11 protein-coding genes are annotated in these 15,114 nt (G+C 36.3%); all 11 read left to right on the top strand.

The window, feature by feature from the left end; genetic code table 11:
• Nucleotides 1-58 precede the first annotated feature (58 nt).
• Entirely contained in the window at nt 59-2,077 is a 2,019-nt protein-coding gene (locus BM077_RS12475) for a DUF5693 family protein (RefSeq protein WP_089750905.1), read from the top strand.
• Nucleotides 2,074-3,177: a polysaccharide pyruvyl transferase CsaB gene (gene csaB / locus BM077_RS12470; protein WP_089750902.1), complete on the top strand. Its 1,104-nt coding sequence runs from the start codon at nt 2,074-2,076 to the stop codon at nt 3,175-3,177. Before BM077_RS12475 ends, csaB begins: the two co-directional genes overlap by 4 nt.
• Nucleotides 3,178-3,909 (top strand): WecB/TagA/CpsF family glycosyltransferase, encoded by a 732-nt coding sequence (locus tag BM077_RS12465; RefSeq protein ID WP_255361645.1) that lies wholly within the window; start codon nt 3,178-3,180, stop codon nt 3,907-3,909. It begins immediately after the preceding gene.
• Between the two features lie 30 nt (nt 3,910-3,939).
• On the top strand, nt 3,940-4,782 hold the full coding sequence (locus BM077_RS12460) for a YitT family protein (protein WP_089750900.1): 843 nt from the start codon (nt 3,940-3,942) through the stop codon (nt 4,780-4,782).
• Between the two features lie 32 nt (nt 4,783-4,814).
• Nucleotides 4,815-5,627, top strand: a complete 813-nt coding sequence (locus BM077_RS12455; protein WP_089750899.1) for a transketolase — start codon at nt 4,815-4,817, stop codon at nt 5,625-5,627.
• 61 nt (nt 5,628-5,688) lie between these two features.
• Nucleotides 5,689-6,630 carry a transketolase family protein gene (locus tag BM077_RS12450; protein WP_089750897.1) on the top strand — a complete coding sequence of 314 codons (942 nt, stop codon included), beginning with the start codon at nt 5,689-5,691 and terminating at the stop codon, nt 6,628-6,630.
• A gap of 251 nt (nt 6,631-6,881) precedes the next feature.
• The gene (locus BM077_RS12445) at nt 6,882-8,165 is read left to right on the top strand and encodes a S41 family peptidase (protein WP_089750894.1); all 1,284 of its coding nucleotides are present in this window, start codon (nt 6,882-6,884) and stop codon (nt 8,163-8,165) included.
• A gap of 25 nt (nt 8,166-8,190) precedes the next feature.
• Nucleotides 8,191-9,339 carry a divergent polysaccharide deacetylase family protein gene (locus tag BM077_RS12440; RefSeq protein WP_089750892.1) on the top strand — a complete coding sequence of 383 codons (1,149 nt, stop codon included), beginning with the start codon at nt 8,191-8,193 and terminating at the stop codon, nt 9,337-9,339.
• A 142-nt stretch (nt 9,340-9,481) separates the two neighbouring features.
• The gene (gene uvrB, locus BM077_RS12435; RefSeq protein WP_089750890.1) at nt 9,482-11,473 is read left to right on the top strand and encodes an excinuclease ABC subunit UvrB; all 1,992 of its coding nucleotides are present in this window, start codon (nt 9,482-9,484) and stop codon (nt 11,471-11,473) included.
• Nucleotides 11,474-11,520: 47 nt separating this feature from the next.
• Nucleotides 11,521-14,331 carry an excinuclease ABC subunit UvrA gene (gene uvrA / locus BM077_RS12430; RefSeq protein ID WP_089750888.1) on the top strand — a complete coding sequence of 937 codons (2,811 nt, stop codon included), beginning with the start codon at nt 11,521-11,523 and terminating at the stop codon, nt 14,329-14,331.
• 313 nt (nt 14,332-14,644) lie between these two features.
• Nucleotides 14,645-14,986 (top strand): group II intron maturase-specific domain-containing protein, encoded by a 342-nt coding sequence (locus BM077_RS14240; protein ID WP_090003559.1) that lies wholly within the window; start codon nt 14,645-14,647, stop codon nt 14,984-14,986.
• Nucleotides 14,987-15,114 lie beyond the last annotated feature (128 nt).

The following is a 15,114-nucleotide window of genomic DNA, read 5'->3' as shown; positions in this document are numbered from 1 at the left end:
AAGTGAATTTTATATTTAAGTTTAATTTTACAAAGAATTTCAAGTGGAGGTCAGATTAATGTATAAAAAGAGTCTACTTCTCTTAATGGTTGTTGCGATAGTAGTGTCTGGATTTCTTGGTTTTCAACGTTATCAAGTTGAAGTTGTGAACCAAAGGGTAGAATTGATTCTAGACCTTGGACAGTGGCAACAACTAAAGTTGCCTGAGACAGCAAATTTAAATACGGTTTTAAGCGACTATAAAGAATTAGGAGTCACTTCCTTAGCGATTAGTGAACAGACTCTTAATCAGTTAAATGACAAAGGAGAAGTAGACTTAATTACCGCTTCGGAATTAAAGTTATTAGGAAGAATCGTTGGGGCTAATTCAAATCTACTCAACGAGCTAGATATAGAAAGTATTAACGAAGCAACTTATATTTTTTATGATGACCCAGCCTTAGGCAAGAAAATTTTAAATAGAATTGAAAGCTATTTAGGCAAAGTAAAAGTTTTAGTAAAGAATGAACAGGCAAAAGTAATCATCGCTCAAGCAGATAAAGAAGTACTTTTAGAGCTGCCGATTGGTCTTAGTAAACAACAGATTAGATTAGCTCTTAATGCGGGTTTAAAGATAGTACCTCGTTTTAGTAATGAATCAGTTACAAATTCAGAATTAGTTAAGGATAAATTTAGAGAGCTATCTCTAATCTCTAAAGGTCATATATCGCAAGTAATCTTTGCTGGTGATGAAGTATTGGGTTATCCACATTACTTAGAGAAAACTAGTGCTCTGTTAGCTAAGAATGATTTGAAGTTGGGGATTATTGAACCATTTATTGCATTTCAACAAGGGGTTAATCGTTTAGCAGATAATCGACAACTAGATAGTATTCGTGTCCATAGTGCCCAACAAGAAGAGTTTGATAAGTTAAGAATTAATAAGATGGCTGAGCGTTATGTACGGGCGGTAAGAGAAAGAGATGTTAGAGGACTATATATAAAACCTATTCTTGAGAGTAGAGATGGTAAGTCGGCTTATAAGCTCACAAAGAAATTCCTTACTACTCTAACGACTAAATTGAGAGCGGAAGGCTATAGTTTGGGATTAGCGAAACCGTTCGCTAAGTTCAATAGTGGAATAATTACATTAATTATTATTAATTTAGGTGTCTTAGCAGCTTCATTTTATCTATTAGAATATCTATTCATACCTGATTTTCCTTTACAGTTAGCTGACAAGTGGAAAGTATTATTATTTTTATTGGGCGCTTTTATCCTAATTTTAATGATTCTTTGCAGTTACATATTATTGAATCGAGAGATTATTGCTTTGGTTATTGCTATTATCTTTCCGACTCTTAGTCTTGTTGGTAGTTTAATACCATATCTATTTTCTTCCGGAAGAAGCTCTGTAACACCAGGTTTAAATGTTGGATTAAGTATCTTTATTAAGGCTAGTTTAATCACTATTGGTGGTGTGATATTATTAATTGGTGCTTTAAGTGATTGGCGTTATCTTTTAAAGATTCGTCAATTTCGAGGTATTAAATTAGCCTTTTTGGGGCCAATTATCTTATACTTTCTTTATTATTTGCATTATAGATTTTGGACTAATAGAGAAGAGATTAAAGTTAGAGAGATTATTAACCAGACTAAGGACTGGTTAAATAGAGCTTTAAAGTTAAAAGAACTCTTTGCTTTAATCTTTTTGGTAGTTGTGGGTATAATATATATTGGGAGGACTGGGAATTCCCCTTTAGTGCCGGTACCTGATTTTGAAATTATGATTCGGCGTTGGTTAGAAGAAGTGTTTTTAGTTAGACCAAGGTTTAAGTCATTTTTGATTGGTCATCCGTTATTAATCTTAGGAAGTTGGTTGATTGCTAACGGCAAGAGAAGATGGGGAGTTATTTTGAGTTTTGGTGGTTTAATCGGTCAAATTACAATGCTTAATACTTTCTCTCATATCCATACTCCTATCTGGGTTAGCACTTTGAGAGTAGGAGTAGGTCTTATTTCAGGTGCTCTTCTAGGTGGCTTTTTAACATTTATAGTAGCTTCATTCATTAACTGGTGGAAGGAGTCAACTGCATGAAAAAGATAGCCCTTGTAGGTTACTATGGTTTTGATAATGCTGGAGATGAAGCTATTTTAGCAGCAATTATTGCATCTTTAAAAGAATATGAAGCTAATTTAGAGATTACAGTCTTATCAGCAAATCCAGATAAGACTGCGAAAGAGTATGGAGTTAAAGCTATTAACCGTTTTCAACTAAATGCCGTCATTGAGACTTTGCGAGATGTTGATCTTTTTTTAGTTGGTGGCGGTAGTCTTTTGCAGGATGTAACGAGCCAAAAGAGTATTCTTTACTATTTAGGGTTGATCTATTTAGCACAGCGAATAGCCGTGCCGGTTATTTTTTATGCTCAAGGAGTAGGGCCAATTATAAGAAGGTTAAGTAGGTTCCTAATTCCGAGGGTACTTAATAATCTGAATGCGATAACCGTTCGTGATCAACAATCTAAGGAATTATTATTAGGATTAGGAGTAAAAGAAGAAGTGCGGGTCACCGCCGACCCTGTTTTCACATTACCTCTGCCATCGGATAATGAGATTAAAAGAATTATTGATAATGAAAACTTAGAGTCAAATAAAGAAGTAATTGGGGTTTCAGTCCGGCACTGGCAGGATAATCATTATTTAGCCACTTTAGCCACAGCTTTAGACCAAATTAATGAAGAATTAGGAATGCAAATTCTCTTCTTACCACTTCATCATCCGGAAGACTTAGCAGCGAGTCAAAAAGTAATGGCGCAGATGGAGACTGCTAAGGCTGACAAGCAAGTATTAGCTGGGAACTATCACCCTCAACAGATAGTAGGTTTATTTAAAGAAGTAGACTTATTAATTGGAGTTAGACTCCATTCTTTAATCTTTGCTGCTATTAATCATACTCCTTTAGTGGGAATATCCTATGACCCGAAGGTAGATAGTTTTTTAGCCCGCTTAGGCTTGAAAGCAGCAGGAAAGACAGATGACTTAGATGCCTCTAATTTACATAAACGAGTCTTAAAGGCTTGGAAAAAAAGAGAGCAATTAGAACAACATCTAAAGGTAAGAGTAGATGAATTAGAGCAGTTAGCTAAGGAGAATACAGAGATAGCATGGCGGCTATTGACTAACAGGAGTGATTAGGTGGATAAAGTTAAAATCTTAGATATAATAATCGATAAAGTAGATATGAAATCTGCAGTAAAGAAGGTAGAAGAGATGTTGCAGGTAACTTCTAATCCACATCTAATAGCTACTCCTAACTCTGAGGTAGTAGTAATGGCTCAAGATGACTCTGACCTGAGAGTAATTCTAAATCAAGCAGACTTGGTAGTCCCTGATGGAGCAGGATTAGTATTAGCTTCTAAATTGATTGGGAACCCTTTGCCAGAACGGGTGACAGGTATCGATTTAATGGTTAATTTATTAGAGGTGGCATCTAATAAAGGGTATAAGGTCTACTTTCTAGGTGCTGAACCTGGAAGAACTACGGAAGTTAAAAAGAGGATTTTGTTAGAATATCCAGAATTAAAGATAATTGGAGACCATCATGGCTATTTAGATGAAAAAACTGAGACAGAAGTAATTAAAGAGATTAATCAATTAAGACCTGATTTGCTCTTTGTTGGTATGGGAGTCCCTCTACAGGAGAAATGGTTAGCGAATAACTTAACTAGATTGCAGGTGCCGGTTAGCATAGGAGTTGGTGGCAGCTTTGATGTTTTAGCAGGAACTAAGAAGCGGGCGCCTACTTGGATGCAGAGAATAAATTTAGAGTGGTTATACCGACTGCTACAAGAACCAGGTCGTATCTTTAGAATGTTAGCCCTACCTAAGTTTGTATATCTAGTAATTAAGCAAGAGATATTAGATTAAAATATTAGCTATTATGATGAGGGTGTTGACATGAGGAAAGAGACAGTATATGATTATATAGGAATTACCATTGGTAGTATATTGACAGCAATGAGCTTAGTAATGTTTTTGGTACCTAACAAGATAGCTGCTGGTGGAGTAAGTGGAATTGCTACAGTATTATTTTATATCTTTAATTGGCCAGTAGGACTAACTATGTTAGCTATTAATATACCTTTGTTTTTTACAGGAGTCAGGGTTTTAGGAGTTACATTTGGAATTAGAACTTTATATAGTATCTTGGTATTATCTTTAGCTACTGATTACTTAAGTCCTTATTTAAAGACTTTAACTCATGACCCTCTTTTAGCAGCAATCTATGGTGGTGTCTTTGCTGGAGTTGGTCTGGGTATTGTCTTTAAATTTAAGGCAACGACTGGGGGTACAGATTTAGTAGCACGGTTACTTAATCATTATTTTGGATTTAGTATTGGTAAAGGTTTATTGATGATTGATTTTTTAGTTATTACTTTTGCTGGTGTCGTTTTTAGTGCAGAATTGGCGTTATATGCCTTGATCGGTCTTTTCATTACTAGTAAGGCAATCGATTTAGTACAGGAAGGATTTAATATTTCCAAGGGTACATTTATAATCTCTGATCATGGCGCAAAGATTAAGAAAGAAATTTTAGATAATATGGATAGAGGAGTAACAGTCTTAAAGGGAAAAGGCGGCTTTACTGACGCCGATAAAGAAGTCTTATTATGTATAATCAGTAGAGCAGAAGTTGCACGTTTAAAGGGTCTTGTTTATGATATCGATCAGGAGGCTTTTGTGATTATTACTGATGTTCATGAAGTATTAGGTGAAGGATTTAATGAGAATATGTTATAGTCTTAAATCTATAAAGGGGGTTAAAGTAGAAAATGACAAAGATTAAACAATTAGAAGATAAGGCAAGAGAGATTAGAAGAAGTATTCTAAAGATGGTAGGAGCGGCTGGCTCTGGACATCCTGGAGGCTCTCTATCTGCTACTGATATTGTGACTGCTCTTTATTTTAAGGAGATGAATTTAGATCCTCATAACCCAGACTGGGATGAAAGAGATAGATTTATTCTTTCTAAAGGGCATGCTGCACCGGTTCTTTATGCAGCTTTAGCAGAGAAAGGATACTTTCCTAAAGAAGAGCTGCAGACTTTAAGAAGGTTAGATAGTCATCTGCAAGGTCATCCTGATATGAAGAAGACACCAGGAGTCGATATGACTACCGGTTCCTTGGGACAAGGGATTTCAGCTGCTGTAGGAATGGCATTAGCAGGAAAGTTAGACCAGAAGGACTATCGTGTCTTTACGATGTTAGGTGATGGAGAGATTGAAGAAGGTCAAGTCTGGGAAGCTGCAATGTCAGCTGGACATCATAAATTGGACAACCTAATTGGGTTTGTTGATAATAATCGTCTTCAATTGGTAGGAAAAACGGAAGAGATTTTAGATGTCCATCCTGTAGGAGAAAAGTTTGAAGCTTTTGGTTGGCATGTAATCGAGATTGATGGACATGATATGAAAGAGATTTTAAAAGCTTTAGATGAAGCTAAGGAAGTACAAGATAAGCCGATAATGGTAGTTGCTAATACAGTTAAAGGTAAAGGAGTCTCCTTTATGGAAGGAGAAGCTGGTTGGCATGGAAACGCTCCAAATGAAGAAGAGTTGAAGAAAGCTTTAGCTGAACTTCACTAATACTTGTTACTCGTTAGCCGTTACTTATTACTGATTTTAAAAAATTAGGAGGTTTACATAAATGTCAGAAAAGATTGCTACTAGAGATGCTTATGGAGAAGCTTTATTAGAGTTAGGGAAGAAGAATGAAGATATTGTTGTTTTTGATGCTGACGTAGGGTCATCGACTAGAGTTAAACATTTTGCCGGTGAGTTTCCGGAACGCTTCTTTCAGATGGGAATTGCTGAACAGAATATGGTAGGGACTGCTGCGGGGATGGCAACCTGTGGTAAAATCCCTTTTGTCAGTACATTTGCTGTCTTTGGAACTGCAAGAGTAGCGGATCAGGTTAGAAATTCTATTGCCTATCCAAATTTAAATGTAAAGATTGCTGTTACTCATGCTGGAATTACAGTAGGAGAAGATGGAGCAACTCACCAAGCGATAGAAGATATAGGGATTATGCGTTCGATTCCAAATATGACAGTTATCGTTCCTGGAGATGCAGTAGAGGCTAAGGAAGTAGTTAAAGCAGCGGCAGAATATGATGGTCCGGTCTTTATGCGGTTCACTCGAGGTGGAGTGCCAGTAGTCTTTGATGAAGAAGAGTATGAATTCAAATGGGGTAAAGTAATGCCGATAAGAGAAGGTAGTGACCTAACTATCTTTGCCACCGGAGTAATGGTTGGTGAAGCATTAGATGCTGCTAATCGTCTGAAAGAAGAAGGGATCGAAGCAGAAGTAGTTAACGTACATACTATTAAGCCAATTGATGTTGAAGGAGTAATAGCTTCAGCTAAGAAGACTGGCGCAGTAGTTACCGCCGAAGAACATAATATTTATGGCGGTCTAGGTAGTGCTATTGCAGAAGTATTAGGCGAAAATCATCCGGTTCCTATGAAACGAGTGGGCGTTAAAGATACCTTTGGGCGCTCCGGAGGTCCTGAAGAATTAATGGACTACTTTGAAATTAGTGCTGAACATGTAATGAGCGCTGCCAAAGAAGTTTTAAAAAGGAAATAGGTTGATAAAAAGCCGTGATTATTTAAATAGTCACGGCTTTTCTTATTATAAGCGAGGTTCATAATTAAATTTCATAACTTTTTAACATATTTTGGTATAAACAATCTTTAATGAATATATATATAATATAACATCCATAAATATTTCAAATAAATTTTATTTGTTAAACAGGAAATAAGGTTAATATCTAGAATTGATTAATTAAGCTAAGTAAAATGAAGTTAGTGCTTTCTGGGAAGGTAGTGAAAATTATGTTTAAAAGGAAACGAAGTATATTAGGTGTTTTAATTGTGGTTATGTTAATTTTAGGAGCTGGAACTTTAGGTTTTTTTATTAGAGGTGTACAGGCTAATAATCATTTTTTAGCAGATAAATACCCGCAGAAGTATAAAACCTTCAAGAATATTTTAAGTATCGTAGATCAATATTATGTAGAAGAAGTAGATCTAAATAAATTATTAGTTGGAGCTATTGATGGTATGTTAAAGACTTTAGATGACCCTTATACAACTTACTTATCGGCTAAAGATTATAAGGGGATGCAAGAAGACTTTGAAGGAGAGTTTGGTGGAATTGGGATTGTAGTTACTATGCGTGATGAACAGTTGACTATCGTTTCGCCGATTGACGGAACTCCGGGTTCGAAAGCTAACCTACAGGCTGGTGATATGATCATTAAGATTGATGAAGATTCAACATCAGGAATGTCTATTAATAAAGCAGTCAGTCTGATGAAAGGAAAACCTGGAACAGAAGTAGAACTAACTATCAAGCGTAAGAAAAGTAATGAAGAAGACGAAGATGTTGAAAGTGAGCAGTTGAAATCAAAAGTGAAGCAGGAAGACCAACAAGTAAGTGATTCTGATTATAAAACCTTTAAGGTTTCGATTACTAGAGCAACGATTGAAATCCCTTACGTAAAGTCAGAAATTAAAGAAGGTAACATTGGCTATATTAGAGTTGTGCAGTTTGCTAAAAATGTTGGTAAAGATGTCCAGAAGGAATTAAAGAAGTTTAGGGAGAAACCTGTAAAGGCAGTTATCTTAGATTTGCGGAATAACCCAGGTGGTCTGTTACCAGAAGCTATAGATGTAGCTAGTAACTTTATACCTAACGGACCAATAGTTCATATTAAACAGCGTAATGGAAAAAAAGAGACTCTTCTAGCTTCTACTCAGATTAAACCATTTGACTATCCTTTGGTGGTTTTAGTCAATAAAGGGAGTGCTAGTGCCTCGGAGATTGTTTCAGGAGCTGTTCAAGATACAAATAGTGGAGTCTTAATTGGGACTAAGACTTTTGGTAAGGGAGTAGTACAGACTGTAGTCCCTCTAAGTGATGGTTCAGCTTTGAAGTTGACTACTGCGCGTTACTATACTCCAAAAGATAGATATATTAACCATAAAGGAATTAAGCCTGATATAAAAGTAAAGTATAATCCAGAAACAGAAGTTGATGAGCAACTTAGAAAGGCTATTGAGTATTTAAAAGAGCAGATTAAACAAAGAGAAGAAGCATTTAAATCAGCCAGTTAAAGTGAAAATAGAAAGGAAAATCAATATGCGATACAGTAGTTCAAAGTTATTGTTGGTATTAATGAGTGGGCTATTAATTATAACAGTCATGACTGCATGTAGCAATCAAGATTCTTCACCAAAGGATAAAGTACAGGAATTAGATTATAAGAGTCGTAGTCAGGAGATTAGTAAAGAAGTTGAAGGCTATTTTAATAATCAGGACTTAGATATTGATTTTGATATAGCTCAGCAAGCTGAAAAGAAACAAGAAGTAGACGGTAAAAGGATTATTTGGAATCTATATTCTCAGCAGGTAGCTTTACCCTTTCCTGCTACTCCGCAGGTAGAGGTGAGTAAGCTGATTAAAGGGTTAAAAGAAGAATTAGATGAAGAAGATTTACGAGTAAGTATTAAGAAGCAGAACCTTGTTAAAGAGAATTGGGAGTTACTTTTAGAAGTAAGTTTTGAGCCTGAAGAATTAGAAGAGGAGAGTTTAGTTGCCTATCGGTTACAATTAACTCAACCACGAATCAAAGCAAAGATGGCTTTTTTAATCGATGATTTAGGCTTTAACCGTCAAGGAACCGAGGAAACAATGAGCATAAATCGACAAATTTCAGTAGCGGTCTTGCCATTTCGGCCATATTCGACCCAAGATGCAAAGTTAGCAAAGCAAGCTGGTCATGAAGTTCTTTTGCATTTGCCGATGGAGCCAATTTCTAAGACTAACCCAGGTCAAGGTGCGATTTATACTGATATGTCTGCTAATGAGATTAGAAGACAGATTAAAAATGATATAGCTGATTTAGGTGTAAGAATAGCAGGGGTTAATAACCATATGGGATCAAAGGCTACTGGTGATAGAAGAGTAATGGAGGTAGTATTAAATTACTTAAATGAACGCGGCCTTTTCTTTGTTGATAGTAGCACTGCGCCACAATCAGCAGTTCCGGTCGCTGCCCAAAAATTGTCCGAGCCCTATGGTATGAACTATCTATTTATTGATAATATAGATAAGAAGGAAAGTGTTAAGAAACAGATTAATAAGATAGCTAAAGTGGCTTTAAGAAAAGGTAATCTGATAACTATTGGTCATGTGAGAACGAATACTGCCTTAGCAATTAAAGAGATGATTCCCAAATTAGAAGCAATGGGAATTCAGTTAGTCTATGTTTCCGAATTAATAGAGTAAGCTAAATTAACGTTTATTAAAGTTCAGTTGTCAAAATGACAACTGAACTTTTTTTAGCAATAATAATTAAAGGTTGGCAATTTTTATATCCTTTGAATTTTGTTTAATTATGTTATAATAGAAAGGGTAGGGGGCGATTAGTATGCCAGAATTTGAATTAGTTTCTGAATATGAACCCTGTGGAGATCAACCAGAGGCTATTAAAGAACTAACTAATGGTATTAATTCTAAAATGCAGCATCAGACTCTATTAGGTGTGACCGGTTCGGGGAAGACTTTTACTATGGCTAACGTAATTGAGAAAGTCAAGAAGCCTACTTTAGTAATTGCACATAATAAGACTTTGGCTGCCCAGCTTTGTAGTGAATTTCGTGAGTTTTTCCCACATAATTCGGTGGAATACTTTGTTAGTTATTATGACTATTATCAACCAGAAGCTTATGTTCCCCAGACTGATACTTATATAGAGAAGGATGCTTCAATCAATGATGAGGTAGATAAATTAAGGTTGTCTGCTACAAGTGCACTCTTTGAGAGACAAGATGTTATTATTGTAGCCAGTGTTTCTTGTATCTATGGATTAGGATCACCGACTGATTATTTAGATTTAACTTGTTCTTTAGAAAGAGGAGCAATTAAAGATAGAAAAGAGATCATTCGCGAATTAATTCATATTCAGTATCAGAGAAATGATATTGATTTAAAGCGAGGGAGTTTTCGCGTACGTGGAGATGTAATAGAGGTTCATCCTGCTTATGAAGATACAGTCTACCGAGTAGAATTATTTGGTGATGAGATAGATAGAATACGTGAAATAGATTCATTAACTGGTGAGATTAAACAAGAGTTAAAAGAAGTAACGATCTATCCTGCTAGTCACTTTGTAACTAAAGAAGAGAAGCTAGAAAGTGCTATTAAAAACATAAAGGTAGAATTAGACGAACAACTAGAGAAACTTCGTAGTCAGGATAAATTATTGGAAGCACAGCGATTAGAGCAGAGAACAAGATATGATTTAGAGATGCTAGAAGAAGTTGGCTTCTGTCAGGGAATAGAGAATTATTCCCGACATATAGCTAATAGAGAACCAGGCTCTAGACCGCAGACCTTGATTGATTATTTTCCTGATGACTTCTTACTTTTAATTGATGAATCACATAAGACTATCCCACAGATTGGGGGTATGTACGCTGGAGATAGGTCAAGAAAAGAAAAGTTAGTAGAACACGGTTTTAGACTACCTTCGGCTTTAGATAATAGACCATTAAACTTTGAAGAATTTGAAAGCTTAGTTAATCAAGCAGTCTATATTTCAGCCACGCCTGGGCCTTATGAATATGAAAATAGCAATCAGATAGTAGAGCAGATAATTAGACCGACAGGATTAGTCGATCCCGAAGTAGAAGTAAGGCCGATTGAAGGACAGATTGATGACCTATTAGGTGAAATTCAAAAGGTGATTGCAAGAGAAGAACGAGTCTTAATTACTACTTTGACTAAACGTATGGCTGAAGATTTAACAGAGTATTTAGGAGGAGCAGGAATTAAGGTCAGATATCTACATTCAGATATAGATACTATTGAGCGGTTAGAGATTGTACGTGACCTAAGAAAAGGTGAGTTTGATGTCCTAGTAGGGATTAATCTCTTACGAGAAGGTTTAGATATTCCTGAGGTTTCATTAGTAGCTATCTTAGATGCAGATAAAGAAGGATTCTTACGTTCTACAAGGTCATTAATTCAGACTATTGGACGAGCCGCACGAAATGTAAATGGAAGAGTAATTATGTATGGTGATAAGATGACAGATTCCATGAAAGAAGCTATCGATGAGACTGATCGACGTCGAGAGATTCAACAGGAATTTAATGAAGAGAATAATATTACTCCCCAAACCATTGTTAAATCAGTTAGAGAGGTGCTCAGACCGGTAGATATGGTAGCAGAGAGTAATGAAATAGAGTATAATCCAGATGGAGATAATGATAAAGAAGATCTAACTAAAGCAGAAATTGAAGTATTGATAAGAGAATTAGAAGAAGAGATGGAAGAAGCAGCAGATAACTTAGAATTTGAATTAGCAGCTCAGATTAGAGATGAAATCGAAGAGCTCAATAAAGAGCTTGCGAACTGAAACTAAAAAACTATCATGTTACGAAATAATATTGGAGGTAAATTAAAATGGCTAAGGATAGAATTATAGTTAAAGGAGCTAAGGAACATAATTTAAAGGATATAGATGTAGAGATTCCTCGTAATGAATTAGTAGTTATTACTGGGTTAAGTGGTTCTGGGAAGTCATCGCTAGCATTTGATACTATCTATGCTGAAGGGCAGAGACGCTATGTTGAGTCTTTATCAGCGTATGCGCGGCAGTTTTTAGGACAGATGGAGAAGCCGAAGGTGGAATATATTGAAGGGTTATCACCTTCGATCTCGATTGACCAGAAGACTACTAGTCAGAATCCTCGTTCTACAGTAGGAACGGTTACGGAGATATATGATTACTTACGGTTACTATATGCCAGAGTTGGGACTCCTCATTGTCCAGATTGTGGCGAAGAAATAGCTTCACAGACAATTGATGAGATAGTAGAACAGGTCTTAGAATTTGAAGAGAGAACAAAGATTCAGATTTTAGCACCAGTAGTTCGTGATCGGAAAGGTGAACATCAGGATTTACTTAAAAAGATCCAACGAGAAGGTTATGTACGAGTGAAAATCGATGGTGAAGTAAAAGATGTGTCGGAAGAGATTAACTTAGAAAAGAATAAACGACATCGAATTGAGGTAGTAGTCGACCGTTTAGTGATTAAAGATGGAATTAAAGAACGATTAGCTGATTCTTTGGAAACAGCTTTAGAATTAGGAGAAGGGTTAGTTATTATTGATCTGATTGACGGTGAAGAACATCTCTTTAGTGAGAACTTTGCTTGTCCGGATTGTGGCATTAATTTAGAAGAGTTAACGCCGCGGATGTTCTCTTTCAATAGTCCTTATGGAGCCTGCCCGACTTGTGATGGTTTGGGTTCTAAACGAGAATTTGATCCAGATTTGATTTTAGAGCGAGAAAAATCAATTAATGATGGGGCTATTCTTCCTTGGCGTCGGTCGCGAAGTAAGTACTACCCGCAGTTATTAGAAGCATTGGCTGAACACTTTAGCTTTAGTTTGGACACTCCTTTAGAGGAACTAGACGATGAAATTATAGATATAATTTTATACGGCTCTAATGAAGAGATTAGTTTTAGATATACTAATCGTTATAATCGTACTAGAATGCATACAACTCAGTTTAAGGGAATTGTCGGTTATTTAAATAGAAGGTTGCGAGAGGCTAAATCAGATAAGGCAGGAAAGAAGTTAGAAAAGTATATGAGCATTGGGAACTGTCCTGATTGTGAAGGTGGTAGATTACGACCAGAAAGTCTGGCAGTAACCGTAGGTGGGCGTTCGGTACAGGAGGTAACAGAATTATCGATAGAAGAGGCTTTAGCTTTCTTTAATGAGATCGAATTGAATGAACGAGAAGAATTAATTGGTGGTCAGATCTTAAAAGAGATCAGAGAGAGATTGAGCTTCTTAAATAATGTTGGTCTAGATTATCTAAACTTAAGTCGTTCAGCAGGAACGCTCTCAGGTGGGGAGGCACAAAGGATTAGATTGGCTACTCAGATAGGTTCTAGTTTAGTAGGAGTTCTTTATATCTTAGATGAACCGAGTATTGGACTTCACCAGCGGGATAATGAGCGATTGATTAAGACATTAAAAGACCTACGTGATGTAGGTAACACTGTCATTGTAGTAGAACATGATGAAGAAACGATTAGAGAAGCCGACCATGTCATCGATATCGGTCCTAGGGCTGGGCGTCATGGAGGAAAGATAGTAGCTCAAGGAGATGTAGATGATATTGTTAAAGTAGATGATTCATTAACTGGGCAGTATTTGTCAGGAGTTAAAGAGATACCAGTTCCCGAGGAAAGACAGCAGTCCGACGGTAGGTCTTTGGAAATAAAGGGGGCTAAACAGCATAATCTTAAGGATATAGATGTTGAGATTCCTTTAGGAGTCTTTACTTGTATAACTGGAGTCTCTGGTTCGGGGAAGAGTACCTTAATTAATGAAACGCTTAATAAGAAGTTAATGCAAGAGATCTATCAGTCAAAAGAGAAACCTGGTAAGCATGATGAGATAGTAGGCTTAGAAGAGATAGACAAAGTAATCAATATTGACCAGTCACCGATCGGAAGAACACCGCGATCTAATCCAGCAACTTATACTAAAGTCTTTAACTATATTAGAGAAGTCTTTGCTAAGACCCCAGAAGCTAAGCGTCGCGGTTATAAGAAAGGAAGATTTAGCTTCAACGTTAAAGGCGGTCGTTGCGAGGCTTGTAGCGGTGATGGAATCATTAAGATAGAGATGCATTTCTTAGCCGATGTCTATGTGCCTTGCGAAGTTTGTAATGGTAAACGGTATAATAACGAAACTTTAGAAATCAAGTATAAAGGTAAAACGATAGCTGATGTATTAGACATGATCGTTGAGGAGGCCTTAGAGTTCTTTGAGCATATTCCTAAGATTAAACGTAGGTTACAGACATTATATGATGTAGGTTTAGGCTATATGAAATTAGGACAACCAGCAACAACACTCTCCGGTGGAGAAGCTCAGCGGGTTAAATTAGCTACCGAGTTAAGTAAGAGAAGCACCGGAAATACAGTCTATATTCTTGATGAACCAACAACAGGTTTACACTTTGAAGACGTTAAGAAGCTGCTTCAAGTTCTCAAACGATTAAGAGAAGGCGGCAACACAGTCATTGTTATTGAGCATAACCTAGATGTAATTAAATCAGCAGATTATATAATTGACTTAGGACCAGAAGGCGGCGACGCCGGTGGAGAAGTAATAGCTACAGGAACCCCAGAAAAGATAGCAGAAATGGAAGATTCATATACAGGGCAGTTTTTACGGCAAATACTATAAGAGCAGAGAACAGATTATAGATGATCGTTAAAATCACTAAAGAATTAATTAGACACAGACTGACACAGACAAGGCACAGACTAAAGATAAAGAATAAAGAGGCTAATAATTAACAATTTAGGTTAAGTCAAATTGTTAAGGGATGATTAAATATAGATTATAAATAACAAATAGGATGTAGATTAATGTTTGTTAGATGTAAGATAAGATTTTAAAAGTCTAGTGTGTAGTCTGTGTAAGTCTTGGAGCGTCAAGTTAAGCTTATGTTTTATCCAATTGGTGAAAGTCCAATCTATTCAATTACCATTTTCAAATAGAAAATGAAGACAAGAGATATTGGAATGTATTCCCGAGTAAGAAATCCCTGAAAAAGTTAAGAAGGAAAATAGGAAGTTATTTAAAGAAATCTGGCCATCTGGTGCCAATGAGAATCGCAAATGAACTAAACTCAAAAATTAGAGGCTGGATAAACTATTTTTCCATAGAAGGGGTAAGTTATCCAAATAAAGCAAAAAGGAATATAGAATGGTACCTAAAGTGTAGGTTAGGCAGGTACTATAAAAGGAAAAGTCAGAGAAGAAGCAAGCTCTATAGTAAAGGAGCATACAAGGTATTAGTTGAGAAATACGGATTAATAAAACCTAGTGCTTATTAAACTGACACTTGTGAAAGCTTTAGATGAAGTCTAAAGGGAAGCCGTATGAGGGAAAATCTCATGTACGGTTTGAAGAGGACTGTCTGATAACTTTAATTAGAGTTATCAGCTTTTACTCGACTGTCAAA

It is taken from the genome of Candidatus Frackibacter sp. WG13 (genome assembly GCF_900114655.1).
In the GTDB taxonomy this organism is placed as follows: domain Bacteria; phylum Bacillota; class Halanaerobiia; order Halobacteroidales; family Acetohalobiaceae; genus Frackibacter.
This window is presented reverse-complemented; position numbering and strand designations above follow the sequence as displayed.